The following is a 14971-nucleotide window of genomic DNA, read 5'->3' as shown; positions in this document are numbered from 1 at the left end:
AGCAAATGAGCGAAATTGCTACACATCAATTGATCTCTGCGCGTTAAGGGGATCGACAGAAAGCCCGGCCATTGAGTCGGGCTTTTTTGTGCATGCGATTTGCTCTAATCTCCTGCAGGTTTTTAACACGATGCAGAGGGAGCAGCATGAAAAGGAATAAATTTTTCGCTAAAGAAATACTAGAATTCATTGTTCGAGAGGACGAATTGGGCGGAGGGCTATATCGCAGTGAAATTCTTGCGGTATTTGCAGAGACTTATCCGAATCAAAATCCGGCGGGTTTGTATGATGCATTGAGCTACCATCTAAACCTCTTGTTGAGTGCTGGCTTTGTAACAGTGACCTCCTCTGATCACGACGAGGAAAATGTCCAGATAACTTGGGCTGGCCACGACTACATTGAGGCCAGCAACTGATAAAAAATGCAAAAGCCCAGCCCCCGCGCTGGGTTTTTTGTTTTTGCGGGGTGGAGCAGCCTGGTAGCTTGTTGGGCTCATAACCCAAAGGTCGCTGGTTCAACTCCAGCCCCCGCAACCAAATACGCCGCAAGCGAATGGTCCGAGGACAAAGCATCCTCGGACATCGCCAGGCAAAAAGTTAGGCGGCCTCGACCGATACAGTCAGCCGCTTGCCCAGTGCAGCCAATGCGGCCTCAAGCGCTTCCAGCTTCGTGCCATGCATGAAGTCCACCAGTCGATCACCCTGGCTCTGACTGACGCCTAGCAGGCGGCACAGATCGGCTTTGCGCAGGCCTTTCTCAACCATTGTGTTCCACAGCTCGATTTTCGCTACGGTGAGCGCAGATAGCTGCACAACGGGCTGACCCTGTGTTGCTGCTGGCGCATGGGGAATAGCCCGGCGCTGGTCGACGTAGATTGATAGGGCTGCGGGCATTAGCACCCCAGCTTCTGCCATGGCTTCCGCCAGGTCATCCCCGGCGGCGTTGAACTCAGGGATGGTGTCGCAGGTAAGCGCAACGCCTGGGGTGTCTTCGGTGTGTACTGTCAATGGGTAGTCAAACATGTTCTAACCTTCCTCTCGGCGGCTTTTGAGGGATGTCTGAGAAGCGGGTGATGAGTCAAGCGCAACGGTGGAAGGGGCTCACTTGAGCCCCAGTTGCTTAATGATTCCTTTCCGTGTGCCTTCCTTCATTTCCTTGGCACCGTGATCCGGAAAGATCGTCTGTTTGTCCTCGTAGTAGATTTTGAAATGGCTCGTTCCATTGAGCGATTCGAACCTAACTCCTCGGGCTTTCAGCCACCGTTTGAATTCGCTGTAGCTCATCACCTCGCCTCGTTTTGTTGATGAGTCCATGATACACCAAAAATGGTGTATGTAAACCAAATTTGCTGTATTTTGTGTTGGAGTACGCCACAGCCAGGGTGGGCTCTCGGGGCGAGCATGGGCGCGGTATAGCCGGTCGTCACGCGTGCGGAAAGAACCCCGGCAGCCAAGGTGTCCCAGTCCTCGTTGTACTAATGAGGCGGCCTTGGCGGGCAGCGTGGGAAGACACGCATGTTATGCAGATGAGAGCGCAGGCTGATGCGCAGCAGCCGTGCACGGGCGATGAACCTGCACACCCCGGCCGATCAGCACCGGGCATCTGCACCCATTCCAAGCCTCGGCATTCGCCGGGGCTTTTTGTTTTTACTTCGTGAACTAAGAGGCCCGAGCATGGAGCTTTTTCAACGCCTGCTCGACAAGGCCGATTGGCTTCTGGCCGGGTTGATCGGAGCTGTCGTAGCCAGTTGGTGGCACAAAGACGATCTTACCAGTTGGCGAGCATGGGCAATTTTCCTGATCACCGGTGTGGCCTGTGCGCTGTACCTGACCGGGATCGTCAGCACCTACCTCGGGGTTACCGAGCCCAACAACGTCGCCGGCGTCGGTTTCTTGCTGGGTACCTTTGGCGGCTCCCTCATGGCCGCGGTAAACCGCGCCCTCAAAGCCGCCGACCTCTGGGCGCTCATTCGCCAGCGGTTCGGAGGAGGCAACCCACCATGAACCTCGAACTGATCAACTCCATCGCCTGCGCGCTGATTGCGCTGTGGGCCACCTGGTGCGTGCTGAGCGGGAAGGTGCGGGACGGCATCCTGGGGAAGCTCATTTACTCGGCAATCGCCATCAGCGGTTACGTGGTGTTCATCCGTGACCAGAGCATCTTCTTCGGCCCGACCACTGCTGGCCTAACGCTGCACCTGTCGTTGGCCCTGGCCGGCGTTCGCCATGTCTTCATGGTGACCTGGTGGAAGCGGGTCAAGGCCTGGTTGTGCCGGTACCTGCACTGCGAACACTGCCTACACGATGAGAGCGCGCACAAATGACCATTCCTCGCGGCGTCCGCAATAACAACCCGTGCAATATCGATTTCAGCAAGACCAACAACTGGGTGGGCCAGCTCCCATACGACCCTGCCATCGAATCGCGCTTCTGCCGCTTTGATGAGCCAGAGAACGGCATCCGCGCCGGGGGCAAGCTGCTGCAGACCTACTACAACAAGTACGGTCGCAAGACGGTGAGGGCCCTCATCACGCCGTATGCCCCGAGTTTTGAGAACGACACCGAGGCTTACATCAAGGCCGTAGCCCAGCGGTGCGGCCTCGCCCCGGACCAGGTGATCAGCAACATCAAGGATCCAGCGGTGCTGGGGGCTCTGCTGCGCAACGTCATCAAGCACGAATGCGCCAACTACGAATACCCGGATGCGGTGTTCGCGGAAGGCATGCGCAGGGCGCTCGCGTGAACATCTACGGCCGGGTTGGCCTCGGAGTGCTCGTGTTCGCGCTGCTGGCCGCTGAGGTGTACGGCGTCTATCACCATGGCCTGACCGTTTCCGACGCGCGCTGGCAGGCCAAATGGGATGCCGCCGAGGCCAGCGCCGCCGAATCCTCCCGACTAATCCAGGAGGCCCGTCAGCGTGAAATCGACCAGGTACGAAACGATGCGATCAAGCAAAAGGCTCAAGACGACGCTCACGCTGCTGAGCTCGCTGCTGCTGGTGACAGCCTGCGCAAGCAAACAGCTCAGCTGCTTGCCGACCGCGCCGTCCTCAGTGCCCGACTTGCCGCCCGAGGCAAAACAATCAACGACCTTGCCGATCTGCTCGCCCAGCTGCGCGCAGAAGCTGACGAGTACGCGGGCGAACTGGCAACAGCGCTTGACGGAAGTCGTCGGGCCGGATTCGCCTGTGAAGCCAGTTACGCAGCCTTAAGGAACCACCCATGAGCAAGTACCGCGTACGCACCGCCGATGATCTGCTGACCGTCGAGGCCGCCAGCTACGTCCAGGACAGCACCGGCCTGAAGTTGTACAACGCCGCTGGCGAGTTCCTGGCCCAGTTCACCGCTCTGCTATCCGTTGTCCGCGTGGATGCCCTGGTCTCCGAGACCAGCACAACCCCTGCAACCGAGACCGGTGCCGATAGTTCCGATGCCAAGACCCAGGAAACCGCGGCCGAGCAGGCCTCGGTAGAAACCCCAGAGCTAACCGCTTCATGAGCTTCTGGGCCCGCCTCAAATCCATCTTTTCCAAGGAAACGACCATGCAACTGACCGTAAACGGCGCTACCACCCTGGCTGTGGGCGCCACTGTTGTGCTGAGTACATCCGAAGCCGCAATCTTTTCCGTCAGTGACCCATCGATCTTGAGCCTCAGCACTGACACCGCTGTCACCTCGGTGTCTGTTACAGCCCTGGCGGTGGGCAGCGCCACCGTGCATGCCGTGTCGACAACCGACCCAAGCGGCAGCGCGGGAGTGGACCTGGACGTGGTAGCGGTCCCCACCCAAGTTGTTGCGGCTCCCACCAGCCAGGCCAGCGCCCCAGAAACCGCTGTTTCTGCTGTTGCAAAGCAGCGTGAGTACACCGCCGGTACCGATGCCCTGCTGGCCAAGCTGAAGTCCGCTCTGGTCTTTGCTGGCCACGATGTGGAAGAGGTGTGGGACGAAGCCCTGGCCTTGGCCAAGAAACTGGTCTGATCATGTCCGACAAGCTGACACCAGACTGGGAGCGGATCGAACACCTGTACCGCGCCGGCCTGTTGTCGGTGCGTGAGATCGCGGCAAGCTGTGGCGTGTCCCACACTGCCATCCAGAAGAAGGCCAAGGCCGGAAGCTGGGAGCGAGACCTGGCAGCGAAGATCGCGGCAAAGGCTGATGCGCTGGTTGCCAAATCCGAGGTTGCCACGCAGGTTGCCACGGAAACGGCCTTGGCAACTGAGCGCGGGATCGTCGAAGCAAACGCCCAGGTCATCGCCAATATCAGGATCAGTCACCGCAGGGATATCGCGCGGTATCGCGCACTCGCGGGCAAGCTGCTGGACGAGCTCGAAGGGCTGACGGACAACGGCAACCTGTTTGACGAGCTTGGCAATCTGCTTCGGTCCGAAGATGACAAGGGCCAGGACAAGCTCAATGACCTCTATCACAAGGTCATCGATCTGCCGGTGCGGACCAAGACCCTAAAAGAGCTGGGCGAAACCCTGAAGACTCTGATCGCCCTTGAGCGCCAGGCCTATGACGTCGGCGCCGAGCAGCCTACAGACGACCGCAGCAAACTGACGGAGCAAGAACTTGACCGCCGTATCGCCAAGCTCTCAAGCCAGCAGGGCCGAGAAGCTTGAGCTATTGGCATTGCTTGAGGAAAAGGCGCGCCGGGATGCGCAGCGGCGCCACCTGCTCCAGTTCAGCACCCTGTACGAATGGCAGCTCAAGTACATCCGGGCCACCGCTGATCACACGTCCTGCATGCTCATGGCGGCGAACCGAGTGGGGAAGACCCGCACCGGCCTGACCATCGATGCCATCCACCTACTGGGCGACTACCCGGACGACTGGGAGGGGCACCGGTTCAACCACGCGCCTCTGTGCTGGTTGCTGGGTTACTCAATGGAGAAAACCCGCGACCTGCTGCAAAAGCCGCTGTTCGGGGTGTATGAGGCTGGGAAATGGACCGGGGGGCTGATCCCCGCTGACCGCATTGTGGGCCACCTGTCGGCTCAGGGCACCTCAGGGGCTATGCGAGAGGTCCGGGTCCGGCATAGCTCTGGCGATATCGCTACCGTGCAGTTCTGGTCCTACAGCCAGGGCCAGCACGCAATCATGGGCGATAGCGTCGACTGGTACCACATCGACGAAGAGCCAGAAGACAAGGAGATTTACCCGCAGGTCATCACCCGGACAGCGACCGGTGACCAGGGCCGGGGCGGTCGAGGCATCCTGACCTTCACCCCAGAGAACGGGCGAACCGAACTGGTCGTCAAGTTCATGGACGACCCTGCCGAGGGGCAGTATCTGCAGCGCGCTACCTGGGCAGATGCGCCGCACCTATCCGAAAAGACCCGTCGCGAGCTGCTGGGCGCATACCCAGCGTGGCAGCGGGACATGCGTACAAAAGGTGAACCATTGCTCGGTACCGGCCTGATCTTCGACTTCGGCGACGAGGGCATCAAGTGCCAGTCGTTCCCGTGCCCCGACCATTACTGGGTCATCAACGGTATGGACTTCGGCTGGGATCACCCCCAGGCGCACGTGCAACTGTGGATCGATATGGACTCGGACGTGATCTACCTGGCCCACGCCTGGAAGAAATCACGCGTCACGCCTGTGACGGCCTGGGGCTCGGTGAAGGCCTGGGCCGAGCATGTGCCCACGGCCTGGCCATCTGACGGGTTGAATTCTGAGAAGTCATCAGGAGACCCCCAAAAGGCTGCGTACGTTGATGCTGGTTGGACCATGTTGCAGGAACACTCGACCTGGCCGGCAGGCGGTGTCGGCGTCGAAGCAGGGATTGTCGAGCTTTACGAGCGGATGGAAACCGGTCGGTTCAAGGTGTTCTCGCACCTATCCGACTTCTTCGCGGAGAAGATGAGCTACCACCGCGATGAGAACGGCCGCATCGTCAAGATCAACGACGACATTCTGGCCGCCACCCGGTACGCCTACATGATGCGGCGCTTTGCCCGTCAGCGCTTTCAATGCAAGCCCAGGCAGTACGGGCAGCACCAATCCACTTACGACCCATTCAGCTGAGGGCATAACCATGTGCGGCTCCGCATTATCTGGAATCATCAAGCCGATCCACAAGATCAGCGACCCGTTGAATTTGTTCGAGAAGGCTGGTCTCCCGACTTCGCTCGACCTACTCGGTGATGACACCGATACGACCAGCACGGCTGCTACCACCACTACCTCCACCACGAATGTGGCCAGCGATGTGCAGGCCGCCCGGGATGACGAGAAGCGCCGGCGCGCGGCCGCATCTGGCCTGTCCAGTACCATCTTGGGCGGCAGCACCGCCGGCACCACCACGTCCACCAAAACGCTCTTGGGGCAGTAACCATGGCTGACTCCCTGCGTAAGCGCGCCGAGAAGCGGCTGGCCATGCTCAAGAATGAGCGCTCGTCGTGGGAGCAGAACTGGCGCGAGCTGTCCGACTTCATCATGCCGATGCGCTCCCGCGTCCTGTGTACGGAGGTGAACAAGGGCGATCGGCGCAACAACAAGATCATCAACAATGCGGCTACCGAAGATGCTGGCACCATGGCCGCCGGCATGATGAGCGGACTCACCTCGCGTTCTCGCCCCTGGTTCAATCTTGAAATCAAATCCAAGGCGGCCATGGAGTTCGGGCCGATCAAGTCCTGGCTGTTCGAGGCGACCCAGCGTGTGCGTGATGCCCTGCTGCGCTCGAACTTCTACAACTGCCAGCACGTGGCCTACAACGAGATGGGTGTCTTCGGCACCGGTCCGATATGGATCGATGAGGACAGCAAGAATGTCCTCCGCTGTGATGCGTTCACCGCTGGCGAGTACTACGTGGCCAACGGCGCCGATGGCAAGGTCAACGCTTTTTACCGGGAATTCAAATTGACCGCGGCCCAGATGGCCGAGAAGTTCGGCCGGGATGCCCTGAGCGACACCGCCAAGTCTGCCCTGGATGCCGACGGGCGCGACCAGTGGTTCGATTGCGTGCAGATGGTGGAGCCCAACGCCGAGCGCGACCCAGCGCGCAAGGGGTCGAAGAACCTGCCGTTCATTGGCCTGGTCTGGGAGAAGGCCTCCCCCGATGACAAGGTGCTGGAGCAGAAGGGGTTTCATGAGTTCCCGGTGGCGGTGATGCGCTGGGATACGCTGCCTGGGGACTGCTACGGCACCGGGCCTGGCCGGCGGTGCCTGGGCGATATCAAGGCCCTGCAGCTGTATGAGCGCGCATCCGCCCGCCTGGGCGAGACCGGGGCAAACCCTGCGCTACAGGCGCCTTCCAGCCTTCGCAACCAGCCTTCCAGCACGATCCCGGGCGGTATCACCTACGTAGATGCTGTCGGCGCCCAGAACCAGATGGCGCCCATTTACACACCCGACCCCAGATGGCTGGCGGCCTACGAGGCCAAGATTGCCAGGTGCGAGCAGCGCATCTCCCGCTCGTTCTATGCAGACCTGTTCCTGATGATCAGCCAGTTGGACGACGTGCGCACCGCCACGGAGATTGCGAGCCGCAAGGAAGAGAAGATGGCGCAGCTCGGGCCGGTGGTTGAGCGTATCGACTTCGAAGGCCTGGACCCAATCATCGAGCGGGTGTTCGGCATCATGCTTCGCCAGTCGATGCCCATCTGGGCTGGCGTGATCGGTGGCGAGCCGTGGCTGCCAGAGCCGCCTGAGGAAATGGCCAACATGGAGGTGGAGGCGGATTACATCTCGATCCTCGCCCAGGCGGCCAAGGCTCAAGCCGTCACCAGCCTGGAGCGCTATGCATCGTTTGTCGGGGGACTCGCGGCAGCGTTCCCAGAGGCTGCCGACAAGCTGGACTCGGATCAGCTGATCGACGAGTACGCGGAGGCCATCGGCGTGGTTCCCACGGTGGTGCGCGGCGATGATGCTGTCGCGCAGATTCGTCAGCAGCGCGCCCAGCAGCAGCAAGCAGCCCAGGCGCAGGAAGCCATTGCCAACGGCATCCAGGGTGCCAAGACCCTTTCCGATACCGAGCTTACCCCAGACAACGCTCTGGGCCGAATGCTGGGGGCCTAAATGTTCGAAGACGACGAGATCCTGGAGGAGCAGGAGGCCAAACAGCGCCTGGCCGAAAAGCGCCGGGACGATGACTTCCTGTGGCTGATGAACGACCTGCGCGGCCGCCGCATCGTCTGGGGCTGGCTCTGCGAGTCCTGCATGTTCCACACCACTTTCGACACCCATGGCGGGCGCATGAGCCTGAACGAGGGGCGTCGCCAGATCGGCTTGAAGCTCACCGCCGAGATCCACCGCCTATGCCCTGACCTTTACCCGGTCATGGTCAAGGAAAACTCCACGGTCAACAAAGAGGAATGACCATGCCTGACAAATCGATTGAGCAGGAAATCCAAGTGAAGGGCCTTACGGCGCCGCGCGTCACTCCGGCTGATTTGAAAGCCAATATCGTCAGCGAGCACTACTTCACCGCAGGGCAGGGCGACGCCAAGGCCGTTGAGGATGCTGCATTCTCTGACGGTTCGTTGAATGCCTCGTCCTCCCGTGCGACCCCTACCGTACTTCAGCTGCTCACCTTCTGCGTTCTGGTCCTGCGCAACGGCTTCACCGTCACCGGCGAGAGCGCTTGCGCCAGTCCTGAGAACTTCGACGCCGAGATTGGCAAGCGCATTGCCCGCGAGAACGCAGTGGCCAAGGTCTGGCCGCTCATGGGTTACGAACTTCGCAGCAAGCTGGCCGGAGGTGAGGCATGAATATCTTCGTGCATCGCTCTCTCGGTCATTTTCTGATGAATGAGGCACCCACCGATGGTGGTCCTGCTGGGGGCGCCACCCCACCCGCAAGCGACCCGGCAGCTCCGCCATCTGCACCACCTGCCGGAGATCCTCCCGCAGCAACGCCACCAGCTACTCCGCCAGCAGACGCACCGCCAGCGGCAAAAGAAGTTCCCGAGAAATACGAATTCGCCAACCTGCCCGAGGGCTACAAGCTCGACGACGCAGCGCTGGGCGAGTGGTCGGGCGTGTTCAAGGAACTGAACCTGACCCAGGAACAGGCGCAGAAGCTCGTCGAAATGGACGCCAAGCGCTTCACCGCCGCGAACTCGCCCGAGGCACAGCAGAAGGCCGCTATCGAGTCCCGCAACCAGCAGGTGGCCCAGTGGGAAACCGAGCTCAAGCAGGACAAGGACCTGGGCGGCGCCAACTTCGAAGCGAACGTGGGTGTCGCCCAGAAGGCCATGGCCGAGTTCGGTACGCCAGAGCTCAGGACGATGCTCGAACAGTCTGGACTGGGCACGCACCCCGAAGTGGTGCGGTTCTTCCACAAGGTCGGCAAGGAGCTTGGCGAAGGCTCGCTACACCGCACCACCACTGAACAACCTAAAGAAATTTCTATCGTCGACGCCTTTCGATAAGGCTCAGGAGTAAAAAATGGGAATCTTGACTTCGACTTATCCGACGCTGGCGGATAAGTTCAGCCGCCAGGACAGCACGCAAAAGATCATGAAGATCGTCGAGCTGATGGCTAAGCAAAACGACATCCTCCAGGATGCCGAGTATCAGGAGTGCAATGACGGCTCCAAGCACAAAACTACCATGCGCTCGGGGATCCCAGAGCCAACCTGGCGCCTATTCAACAAAGGCATCCAGCCATCCAAATCGACGACCGTGCCCGTCCTTGATACCACTGGCATGATGGAAGACTACGGTATTGTCGATAAGGCGCTGGCGGACCTGAGCGGTAACGCCGATGCGTTCCGCGTCTCCGAAAACATTGCCAAGCTTCAAGGCTTCAACAACAAAGCTTCGCGCTACATGTTCTACGGCAACTCTGGGACCGAGCCGGAAGCCTTCACCGGCCTGGCGCCTCGCTACAACGACAAGTCGGCCGAGTCAGGCGCCAACATCGTTGATGCCGGCGGCACTGGCTCCACGAACGCCTCCATTTGGTTCGTGACCTGGGGCGAGATGACCACCCACCTTCTCTATCCAAAAGGTAGCGTGGCCGGCTTCCAGCACCGCAACCTGGGCGAAGACACGGTGAAGGACGACCAGGGGGGCGAATTCCAGGCCTATCGCGACCACTTCAAGTGGGACATCGGCATGTCGGTGCGTGATTGGCGTGCCAACTCCCGGATTGCCAACATCGATGTCAGTGCGCTGACTGCCGACGGCGCCACCGGTGCGAAGATCACCGAGGCAATGATCAAGGCTTACTACCTGCTGGAAAACCCCATGCAGGGCGAAGGCCGGACTGTCATCTATGCCAACCGCACCATCCAGACCTTCCTGCACCTGCAGGCCATGAACGCCAAGAATGTCAACCTGACGCTGGGCGAGTATGGCGGCAAGAAGATTCCAGAGTTCCTGGGCATCCCTATCAAGCGCGTCGATGCGCTTCTCAACACCGAGTCCCGCGTGGTCTAAGACTGCGCGGTCTTCCATTCCAGGAGAGACCTCATGCTTTTCGACGCAAAGTTACTCATGTCCAACAAGCAGGCCATCACTGCCACCGCGGCTTCCTCTGACGTCATTGATACCGGTCAGACCAAGGATATCGGCAAGGGCGGCGATATTCCGCTGGCCATTCAGGTGACCGAAGCCTTCAACAACCTGACCAGCCTGTCCATCGATATCCAGACCTCGGTTGACTCAGCCTTCACCGCACCGATCACGTTGGCCACCATGGTCATTGGCCTGGCCGGGCTGACTGCTGGCGCTAAGGCGCCAATCATCACCCTGCCGCAGGGTCTGAAGCGCTATATCCGCATGAACTACACCGTGACCGGCACTGCGCCAACCACGGGTCGTATCACTGCAGGTGTGGTAGCTGGAGTGCAGACCAATGGATGATTACAAGGTGCTTGAACGGTCGTACATCAACGGCACGCTTCGTGAGCCAGGCGAAGTTGTCACCCTGGAAATCGATAACCCAGGCAGCAATCTGGAGCTCGTCACCAGCGGGGCCAAGCCGCTGGACAAGCAGACCATCAAGGAGCTGCAGGCAACCGCCGACAGTCTGGGGCTGACCATCCCGGATGGGGCAAGCAAGGCGGACATCGTTGCCCTCATCAAGGACAACGACACCAGCGTGTGACACACCAGGGCCCTTCGGGGCCCTTTCTTTTTTCTGAGGATCACACATGCCCAGCGTCGTTGAAATCTGCAACATGGCGCTGTCGCGTATCGGCAATAGCCAGCGCATCAACGCTCTGACCGAAGCCAGTATCCAGGCCGAACAGTGCTCGTTGTTCTACGAGCAGACGCGAGACCTGGTGTTGCGCGACAAGCCTTGGCCGTTCGCCACCAAATTCGCGGTGCTCGCCGAGGTGAGCACCAATCCTGACCCGGTTTATCAGCACAGCTACGCGTTCCCGGATGACTGCCTGCTGGCCAGGCGGATCGTCAACCAGGTGTTTCCAGTGGATTACTGGCCATTTCAGTGTGGTGAAGTAGCTTACCCGCGTGTGCCGTCAATTCCTTTCCGGGTGATCCTGGGCAGTTCTTCCAGGCTGATCGCCACCGCGGTATCGCCTGCAACGCTGGAGTACACCGCCCGAATCACTACCCCCGAGTTGTTCGATCCTTTGTTCGTGTCGGCCCTGGCTTACAAGCTGGCGGTGGAAATAGCCCCGGCCTTGGCCGATGACCAGTCAGTGGCGAGCACTTGCGAAAGCGCCTACCAGGGCGTTGTGGCCGCTGCCTTCGCGCAGAGCATGAACGAAGGGCACGTGGCAATCCCGGCAGAGTCATCGTTCATTACGGGCAGGGGCTGCTGATGACTGAAGCCATTCAACCATCGTTCAGCGCTGGGGAGCTGGCCCCGGCCACCTATGCGCGGGTCGACCTGAGCCGTTATTTCACTGGGCTGCGGACCTGCCGGAACTTCATGGTCATGCCGGAGGGCGGCGTGCGGAACCGCGCCGGCTCCAAGTTTCTGGCCGAAACCAAGACCAGCGCCCGGAAAAGCCGCCTCATACCGTTCCAGTTCAGCACCGAGCAGACGTATGTGATCGAGGTCGGCCACCTGTACATGCGCTTCTACACCAACGGCGGCCAGTTGCTGAACAGTGGTGCGACGTACGAAATCGCGACGCCCTACGTGGAAGATGATCTGTTCGCACTCAACTACACCCAGTCGGCGGACGTCCTGACCATCGCCCACCCGAACTACGCCCCGATGGAATTGAAACGCCTGGGGCCCACCAACTGGACGCTCACCGCGATCAGCTTTACTCCATCCATCGCTGCGCCTGCTGGACTCACGGCCACTCCTCTTGTTGGGGGATCCGGTGACACCACGGCATTCCGTTACGTTGTGACGGCCGTTTCAAGTGCCGAGTCTGCAGAAGAGTCCCAGCCATCGAACGCGGCAAGCGTGAATAGCTACGATGCGAAATCGGGAGCTAACCTGGCCTGGACGGCGGTGGCCGGCGCCGAAAGCTACAACGTGTACAAGGAGAACAATGGAAGCGGAATTTTCGGCTTCATTGGCCGCGCCACGGCCACAGCTTTCACCGACCTGAATATCGCACCCGAGAAGGACGACACCCCGCCGTCCTACGACAACCCGTTCGCAGACGGCAACAACCCGGGCGTGGTGGGCTATTACCAGCAGCGGCTGGTGTTCGCCGCCAGCGCATCCAGCCCGCAGACGCTGTGGTTCAGCCGCGTCGGCTCGTTCCACAACTTCGGCTACTCGACCCCGACCAAGGATGACGACGCGATTACCCTCACTATCGCATCGCGCCAGGTCAACCGCATCCGCAGCCTGGTACCGCTGAAGGAGTTGCTGGTGCTCACTTCCGGCGCCGAGATCACCATCACGGGCGATTCCACTGGCCTCAAGCCCACCAACGTGCAGGCGATCTTCGAGAGCTATATTGGCTCCAGCACCGTAGCGCCGGCGGTCTACGGCAACACCGCGCTTTATGTCCAGGCCCGCGGCCAGAAGCTGGCGGACCTCGCCTATTCCTACACCAGCGATGGCTTTCAGGGGCAGGACCTGACAGTGCTGTCGTCGCACCTGGTGCGCGGTTTCGAAATCAAGGACATGGCTTTGGCCCAGGTGCCGAATAGCTGCCTGTGGTCTGTGCGCAACGATGGCACGCTGCTGGGGTTTACCTACCTCCCCACCCAGGAGGTGTACAGCTGGCACCGCCACGACACAGACGGCGTTTACGAGTCGGTTGCCTCGGTGCCTGAGGATGATGAGGACGCGGTCTATGTGATCGTGCAGCGCACCATCAACGGGTCTCTCAAGCGCTACGTTGAGCGCTTCGCCTCCCGACAGCTCAGCGTGCCAGGCGAAGAAACCCCGCTGGACCGGTCTTTCTTCGTCGATAGCGGGCTCACGTACGACGGTCGTGGGGAAACCTCGGCAGCGGTCACCCTGGTCGACGGTACCGATTGGAAATACCCGAACCCGGTGAAGTTGTCGGCGGCGGCAGCCGTGTTTACTGCGGCTGATGTGGGCGGCTACCTGGCGCTTCGCGGTACCGATGGCGAGATCGTGCGGCTGCAGGTGACGGCGTTTGTCTCGAGCCAGGCACTCACGGTCGTGCCCCAGTCCATCGTGCCGGAGTCCCTGCGTTCCATCGCCTGCGTTCGGTGGGGCCGAGCCAAGGCCACGTTCTCTGGCCTGGCCCACCTGGAAGGCAAAACCGTCAGCATCCTGGCTGATGGCAATGTCGAGCCCCAGGCAGTGGTGGTGGGCGGCTCCGTATCCATCCAGGCGCCGGCCATGCTGGTGCACATCGGCCTGCCGTACCTCAGCGACTTCGAAACCCTGGACCTGACCCTTCAAAACCAGCCCAACTTCCTGGCTGCCCAGAAGCGTGTGAACAAGGTCACCGTGCTGTGCGAGGAGAGCAGGGGCCTGTTCTCCGGCGTCGATGTCGACAACCTCTATGAGTTCAAGCAGCGCGGTACCGAGAACTACAACGACCCCATCGCACTGCTCACCGGTCAGGCCGAAATACAGGTGTCATCGAACTGGGAGAAGCCCGGCCGGGTGTTTGTCCGCCAGTCAGACCCATTGCCCGCAACCATTTTGGGAGTGCTCTTCAATGTCCAGGCAGGCGGCTGAACTGGTGCCGGTGGAGCGCCGGCACGTCTTGGCCCTGCTGGCGGACCTGCGCCAGGCGGATCGCGTTGAGCTGGAATCCATTCGCGGCTGGAGTGCGGCCCAGGAATTGGAGTACGCACTGGCCAGCACGGAGCATTCCGGGGCCTGCATCTATCAGGGCAAGGTCCTGGCCATCTACGGGGACACCGCGCACGACGAGACCTACGGGCTGCCATGGATGGCCAGCAGCACCTGGCTGGAGCGGTATCCACGGGTGTTCCTCGCCGAGTGCGCAGACGTTGTGGCCGGCATGCGCAGCCGGCACCGGCAGTTGATCAATTTCGCAGATGTCCGCAACCAGCTCGCCGTGCGCTGGCTGAAGTGGCTCGGATTCAATTTTCTGGCACCGATCCCGTACGGGGCAGCCGGCGAACCGTTTTACCCATTCACGATGGAGGGCACAGCATGTGCGCAGTAGCAGCAATCCCATTCGCACTGATGGCAGTGCAGGGCCTGGCCTCGGCCCAGGCCTCCAAGCAGCAAGGGGCAGCCTCGGCAACGGCTGCCCTCCAGAACGCAACCTTTGCCAATGCCGCTGCAGATGATGCGCTTCAGCGTGGCGAGTTCGAGTCCGACCAGCAGCGCCTGCAGACCAAATCAGCTATCGGCACCCAGCGTGCAGGTTTTGCTGCAAATGGCGTGGACGTGAACAGCGGTAGCGCGGCGAACATCCAGGACGATACCGCCGCCATGGGCGAGCTGGACGCCTTGACCATCAAGAACAATGCCGCCCGGGAGGCGTGGGGTTACCGCAACCAGGCCACTCAGTACACCACGGCGGCCAAGAACGCCCTCAAGACCGCCAATAGCAATATGTTCGGCTCTCTGCTGACAACGGGCGCCAAGGGTGCGCAGGCCTACAGCGCATTGAAGGGGTGACCC

At 60.7% G+C, this 14971-nt stretch carries 23 protein-coding genes and 1 tRNA gene; 22 read left to right on the top strand and 2 right to left on the bottom strand.

The genetic code is table 11. The features are described from left to right. Positions 1–146 precede the first annotated feature (146 nt). Positions 147–416 carry a hypothetical protein gene (locus QBK88_RS27980; RefSeq protein WP_277964609.1) on the top strand — a complete coding sequence of 90 codons (270 nt, stop codon included), beginning with the start codon at positions 147–149 and terminating at the stop codon, positions 414–416. A gap of 44 nt (positions 417–460) precedes the next feature. Further along, positions 461–537, top strand: a tRNA-Met gene (locus QBK88_RS27975). Positions 538–597: 60 nt separating this feature from the next. On the opposite strand, the gene QBK88_RS27970 is transcribed toward QBK88_RS27975, so the two are convergent. Together QBK88_RS27970 and QBK88_RS27965 are read right to left on the bottom strand one after the other, a co-directional pair. Continuing rightward, entirely contained in the window at positions 598–1023 is a 426-nt protein-coding gene (locus QBK88_RS27970) for a type II toxin-antitoxin system HicB family antitoxin (RefSeq protein WP_277964608.1), read from the bottom strand. Between the two features lie 78 nt (positions 1024–1101). After that, positions 1102–1284 (bottom strand): type II toxin-antitoxin system HicA family toxin, encoded by a 183-nt coding sequence (locus tag QBK88_RS27965; RefSeq protein WP_277964607.1) that lies wholly within the window; start codon positions 1282–1284, stop codon positions 1102–1104. A 390-nt stretch (positions 1285–1674) separates the two neighbouring features. On the opposite strand from QBK88_RS27965, the gene QBK88_RS27960 reads away from it, so the two are divergent. From QBK88_RS27960 to QBK88_RS27865, 20 genes are read left to right on the top strand one after another with little or no spacing between them, the layout of a single operon-like run. Then, on the top strand, positions 1675–2004 hold the full coding sequence (locus QBK88_RS27960) for an MFS transporter (protein WP_277964628.1): 330 nt from the start codon (positions 1675–1677) through the stop codon (positions 2002–2004). After that, on the top strand, positions 2001–2324 hold the full coding sequence (locus QBK88_RS27955) for a hypothetical protein (RefSeq protein ID WP_277964606.1): 324 nt from the start codon (positions 2001–2003) through the stop codon (positions 2322–2324). Before QBK88_RS27960 ends, QBK88_RS27955 begins: the two co-directional genes overlap by 4 nt. Then, the gene (locus QBK88_RS27950; protein WP_277964605.1) at positions 2321–2743 is read left to right on the top strand and encodes a structural protein; all 423 of its coding nucleotides are present in this window, start codon (positions 2321–2323) and stop codon (positions 2741–2743) included. Before QBK88_RS27955 ends, QBK88_RS27950 begins: the two co-directional genes overlap by 4 nt. Beyond that, entirely contained in the window at positions 2740–3225 is a 486-nt protein-coding gene (locus tag QBK88_RS27945) for a DUF2514 family protein (protein WP_277964604.1), read from the top strand. Before QBK88_RS27950 ends, QBK88_RS27945 begins: the two co-directional genes overlap by 4 nt. After that, positions 3222–3497: a hypothetical protein gene (locus QBK88_RS27940; protein WP_277964603.1), complete on the top strand. Its 276-nt coding sequence runs from the start codon at positions 3222–3224 to the stop codon at positions 3495–3497. Before QBK88_RS27945 ends, QBK88_RS27940 begins: the two co-directional genes overlap by 4 nt. Before the next feature lie 44 nt (positions 3498–3541). Then, the gene (locus QBK88_RS27935) at positions 3542–3976 is read left to right on the top strand and encodes a hypothetical protein (protein ID WP_277964602.1); all 435 of its coding nucleotides are present in this window, start codon (positions 3542–3544) and stop codon (positions 3974–3976) included. A gap of 2 nt (positions 3977–3978) precedes the next feature. Beyond that, positions 3979–4620, top strand: a complete 642-nt coding sequence (locus QBK88_RS27930; RefSeq protein WP_277964601.1) for a hypothetical protein — start codon at positions 3979–3981, stop codon at positions 4618–4620. Continuing rightward, positions 4571–6028 carry a phage terminase large subunit family protein gene (locus tag QBK88_RS27925; protein WP_277964600.1) on the top strand — a complete coding sequence of 486 codons (1458 nt, stop codon included), beginning with the start codon at positions 4571–4573 and terminating at the stop codon, positions 6026–6028. Before QBK88_RS27930 ends, QBK88_RS27925 begins: the two co-directional genes overlap by 50 nt. Positions 6029–6038: 10 nt before the next feature. Beyond that, positions 6039–6335: a hypothetical protein gene (locus tag QBK88_RS27920; protein ID WP_277964599.1), complete on the top strand. Its 297-nt coding sequence runs from the start codon at positions 6039–6041 to the stop codon at positions 6333–6335. A 2-nt stretch (positions 6336–6337) separates the two neighbouring features. Beyond that, positions 6338–8023, top strand: a complete 1686-nt coding sequence (locus QBK88_RS27915; RefSeq protein WP_277964598.1) for a portal protein — start codon at positions 6338–6340, stop codon at positions 8021–8023. Further along, on the top strand, positions 8024–8323 hold the full coding sequence (locus tag QBK88_RS27910) for a Bbp19 family protein (protein WP_277964597.1): 300 nt from the start codon (positions 8024–8026) through the stop codon (positions 8321–8323). 2 nt (positions 8324–8325) lie between these two features. Continuing rightward, positions 8326–8715 carry a Gp49 family protein gene (locus QBK88_RS27905; RefSeq protein ID WP_277964596.1) on the top strand — a complete coding sequence of 130 codons (390 nt, stop codon included), beginning with the start codon at positions 8326–8328 and terminating at the stop codon, positions 8713–8715. Continuing rightward, on the top strand, positions 8712–9377 hold the full coding sequence (locus QBK88_RS27900; protein ID WP_277964595.1) for a hypothetical protein: 666 nt from the start codon (positions 8712–8714) through the stop codon (positions 9375–9377). Before QBK88_RS27905 ends, QBK88_RS27900 begins: the two co-directional genes overlap by 4 nt. Positions 9378–9393: 16 nt before the next feature. Continuing rightward, on the top strand, positions 9394–10389 hold the full coding sequence (locus QBK88_RS27895) for a major capsid protein (RefSeq protein ID WP_277964594.1): 996 nt from the start codon (positions 9394–9396) through the stop codon (positions 10387–10389). A 33-nt stretch (positions 10390–10422) separates the two neighbouring features. Next, a complete protein-coding gene (locus tag QBK88_RS27890) occupies positions 10423–10815 on the top strand; it encodes a Bbp16 family capsid cement protein (RefSeq protein WP_277964593.1) in 393 nt (130 codons plus the stop codon). Then, complete coding sequence (locus QBK88_RS27885) at positions 10808–11059, top strand: hypothetical protein (RefSeq protein ID WP_277964592.1); 252 nt, start codon at positions 10808–10810, stop codon at positions 11057–11059. Before QBK88_RS27890 ends, QBK88_RS27885 begins: the two co-directional genes overlap by 8 nt. 46 nt (positions 11060–11105) lie before the next feature. After that, positions 11106–11741 carry a hypothetical protein gene (locus tag QBK88_RS27880; RefSeq protein ID WP_277964591.1) on the top strand — a complete coding sequence of 212 codons (636 nt, stop codon included), beginning with the start codon at positions 11106–11108 and terminating at the stop codon, positions 11739–11741. Then, on the top strand, positions 11741–14050 hold the full coding sequence (locus QBK88_RS27875; protein WP_277964590.1) for a phage nozzle protein: 2310 nt from the start codon (positions 11741–11743) through the stop codon (positions 14048–14050). The genes QBK88_RS27880 and QBK88_RS27875 overlap by 1 nt, the downstream gene beginning before the upstream one ends. Then, positions 14031–14507, top strand: a complete 477-nt coding sequence (locus tag QBK88_RS27870; protein WP_277964589.1) for a hypothetical protein — start codon at positions 14031–14033, stop codon at positions 14505–14507. Before QBK88_RS27875 ends, QBK88_RS27870 begins: the two co-directional genes overlap by 20 nt. Continuing rightward, positions 14495–14968, top strand: coding sequence for a virion core protein, T7 gp14 family (locus tag QBK88_RS27865; RefSeq protein ID WP_277964588.1), 474 nt, complete (start codon positions 14495–14497; stop codon positions 14966–14968). Before QBK88_RS27870 ends, QBK88_RS27865 begins: the two co-directional genes overlap by 13 nt. Positions 14969–14971: the final 3 nt, after the last annotated feature.

The sequence above is a fragment of the Pseudomonas sp. RIT-To-2 genome (assembly GCF_029623465.1).
In the GTDB taxonomy this organism is placed as follows: domain Bacteria; phylum Pseudomonadota; class Gammaproteobacteria; order Pseudomonadales; family Pseudomonadaceae; genus Aquipseudomonas; species Aquipseudomonas silvicola.
Note: the sequence above shows the minus strand (reverse complement) of the source record. Positions and strands in the feature narration are given on the sequence as shown.

Coding starts and splice junctions, on each gene's coding strand:
- QBK88_RS27900 (WP_277964595.1), top strand. CDS start 8,712: ATGAATATCTTCGTGCATCGCTCTCTCGGTCATTTTCTGATGAATGAG.
- QBK88_RS27940 (WP_277964603.1), top strand. CDS start 3,222: ATGAGCAAGTACCGCGTACGCACCGCCGATGATCTGCTGACCGTCGAG.
- QBK88_RS27905 (WP_277964596.1), top strand. CDS start 8,326: ATGCCTGACAAATCGATTGAGCAGGAAATCCAAGTGAAGGGCCTTACG.
- QBK88_RS27965 (WP_277964607.1), bottom strand. CDS start 1,284: ATGAGCTACAGCGAATTCAAACGGTGGCTGAAAGCCCGAGGAGTTAGG.
- QBK88_RS27895 (WP_277964594.1), top strand. CDS start 9,394: ATGGGAATCTTGACTTCGACTTATCCGACGCTGGCGGATAAGTTCAGC.
- QBK88_RS27935 (WP_277964602.1), top strand. CDS start 3,542: ATGCAACTGACCGTAAACGGCGCTACCACCCTGGCTGTGGGCGCCACT.
- QBK88_RS27920 (WP_277964599.1), top strand. CDS start 6,039: ATGTGCGGCTCCGCATTATCTGGAATCATCAAGCCGATCCACAAGATC.
- QBK88_RS27980 (WP_277964609.1), top strand. CDS start 147: ATGAAAAGGAATAAATTTTTCGCTAAAGAAATACTAGAATTCATTGTT.
- QBK88_RS27890 (WP_277964593.1), top strand. CDS start 10,423: ATGCTTTTCGACGCAAAGTTACTCATGTCCAACAAGCAGGCCATCACT.
- QBK88_RS27875 (WP_277964590.1), top strand. CDS start 11,741: ATGACTGAAGCCATTCAACCATCGTTCAGCGCTGGGGAGCTGGCCCCG.
- QBK88_RS27885 (WP_277964592.1), top strand. CDS start 10,808: ATGGATGATTACAAGGTGCTTGAACGGTCGTACATCAACGGCACGCTT.
- QBK88_RS27950 (WP_277964605.1), top strand. CDS start 2,321: ATGACCATTCCTCGCGGCGTCCGCAATAACAACCCGTGCAATATCGAT.
- QBK88_RS27960 (WP_277964628.1), top strand. CDS start 1,675: ATGGAGCTTTTTCAACGCCTGCTCGACAAGGCCGATTGGCTTCTGGCC.
- QBK88_RS27970 (WP_277964608.1), bottom strand. CDS start 1,023: ATGTTTGACTACCCATTGACAGTACACACCGAAGACACCCCAGGCGTT.
- QBK88_RS27955 (WP_277964606.1), top strand. CDS start 2,001: ATGAACCTCGAACTGATCAACTCCATCGCCTGCGCGCTGATTGCGCTG.
- QBK88_RS27870 (WP_277964589.1), top strand. CDS start 14,031: ATGTCCAGGCAGGCGGCTGAACTGGTGCCGGTGGAGCGCCGGCACGTC.
- QBK88_RS27865 (WP_277964588.1), top strand. CDS start 14,495: ATGTGCGCAGTAGCAGCAATCCCATTCGCACTGATGGCAGTGCAGGGC.
- QBK88_RS27910 (WP_277964597.1), top strand. CDS start 8,024: ATGTTCGAAGACGACGAGATCCTGGAGGAGCAGGAGGCCAAACAGCGC.
- QBK88_RS27930 (WP_277964601.1), top strand. CDS start 3,979: ATGTCCGACAAGCTGACACCAGACTGGGAGCGGATCGAACACCTGTAC.
- QBK88_RS27880 (WP_277964591.1), top strand. CDS start 11,106: ATGCCCAGCGTCGTTGAAATCTGCAACATGGCGCTGTCGCGTATCGGC.
- QBK88_RS27915 (WP_277964598.1), top strand. CDS start 6,338: ATGGCTGACTCCCTGCGTAAGCGCGCCGAGAAGCGGCTGGCCATGCTC.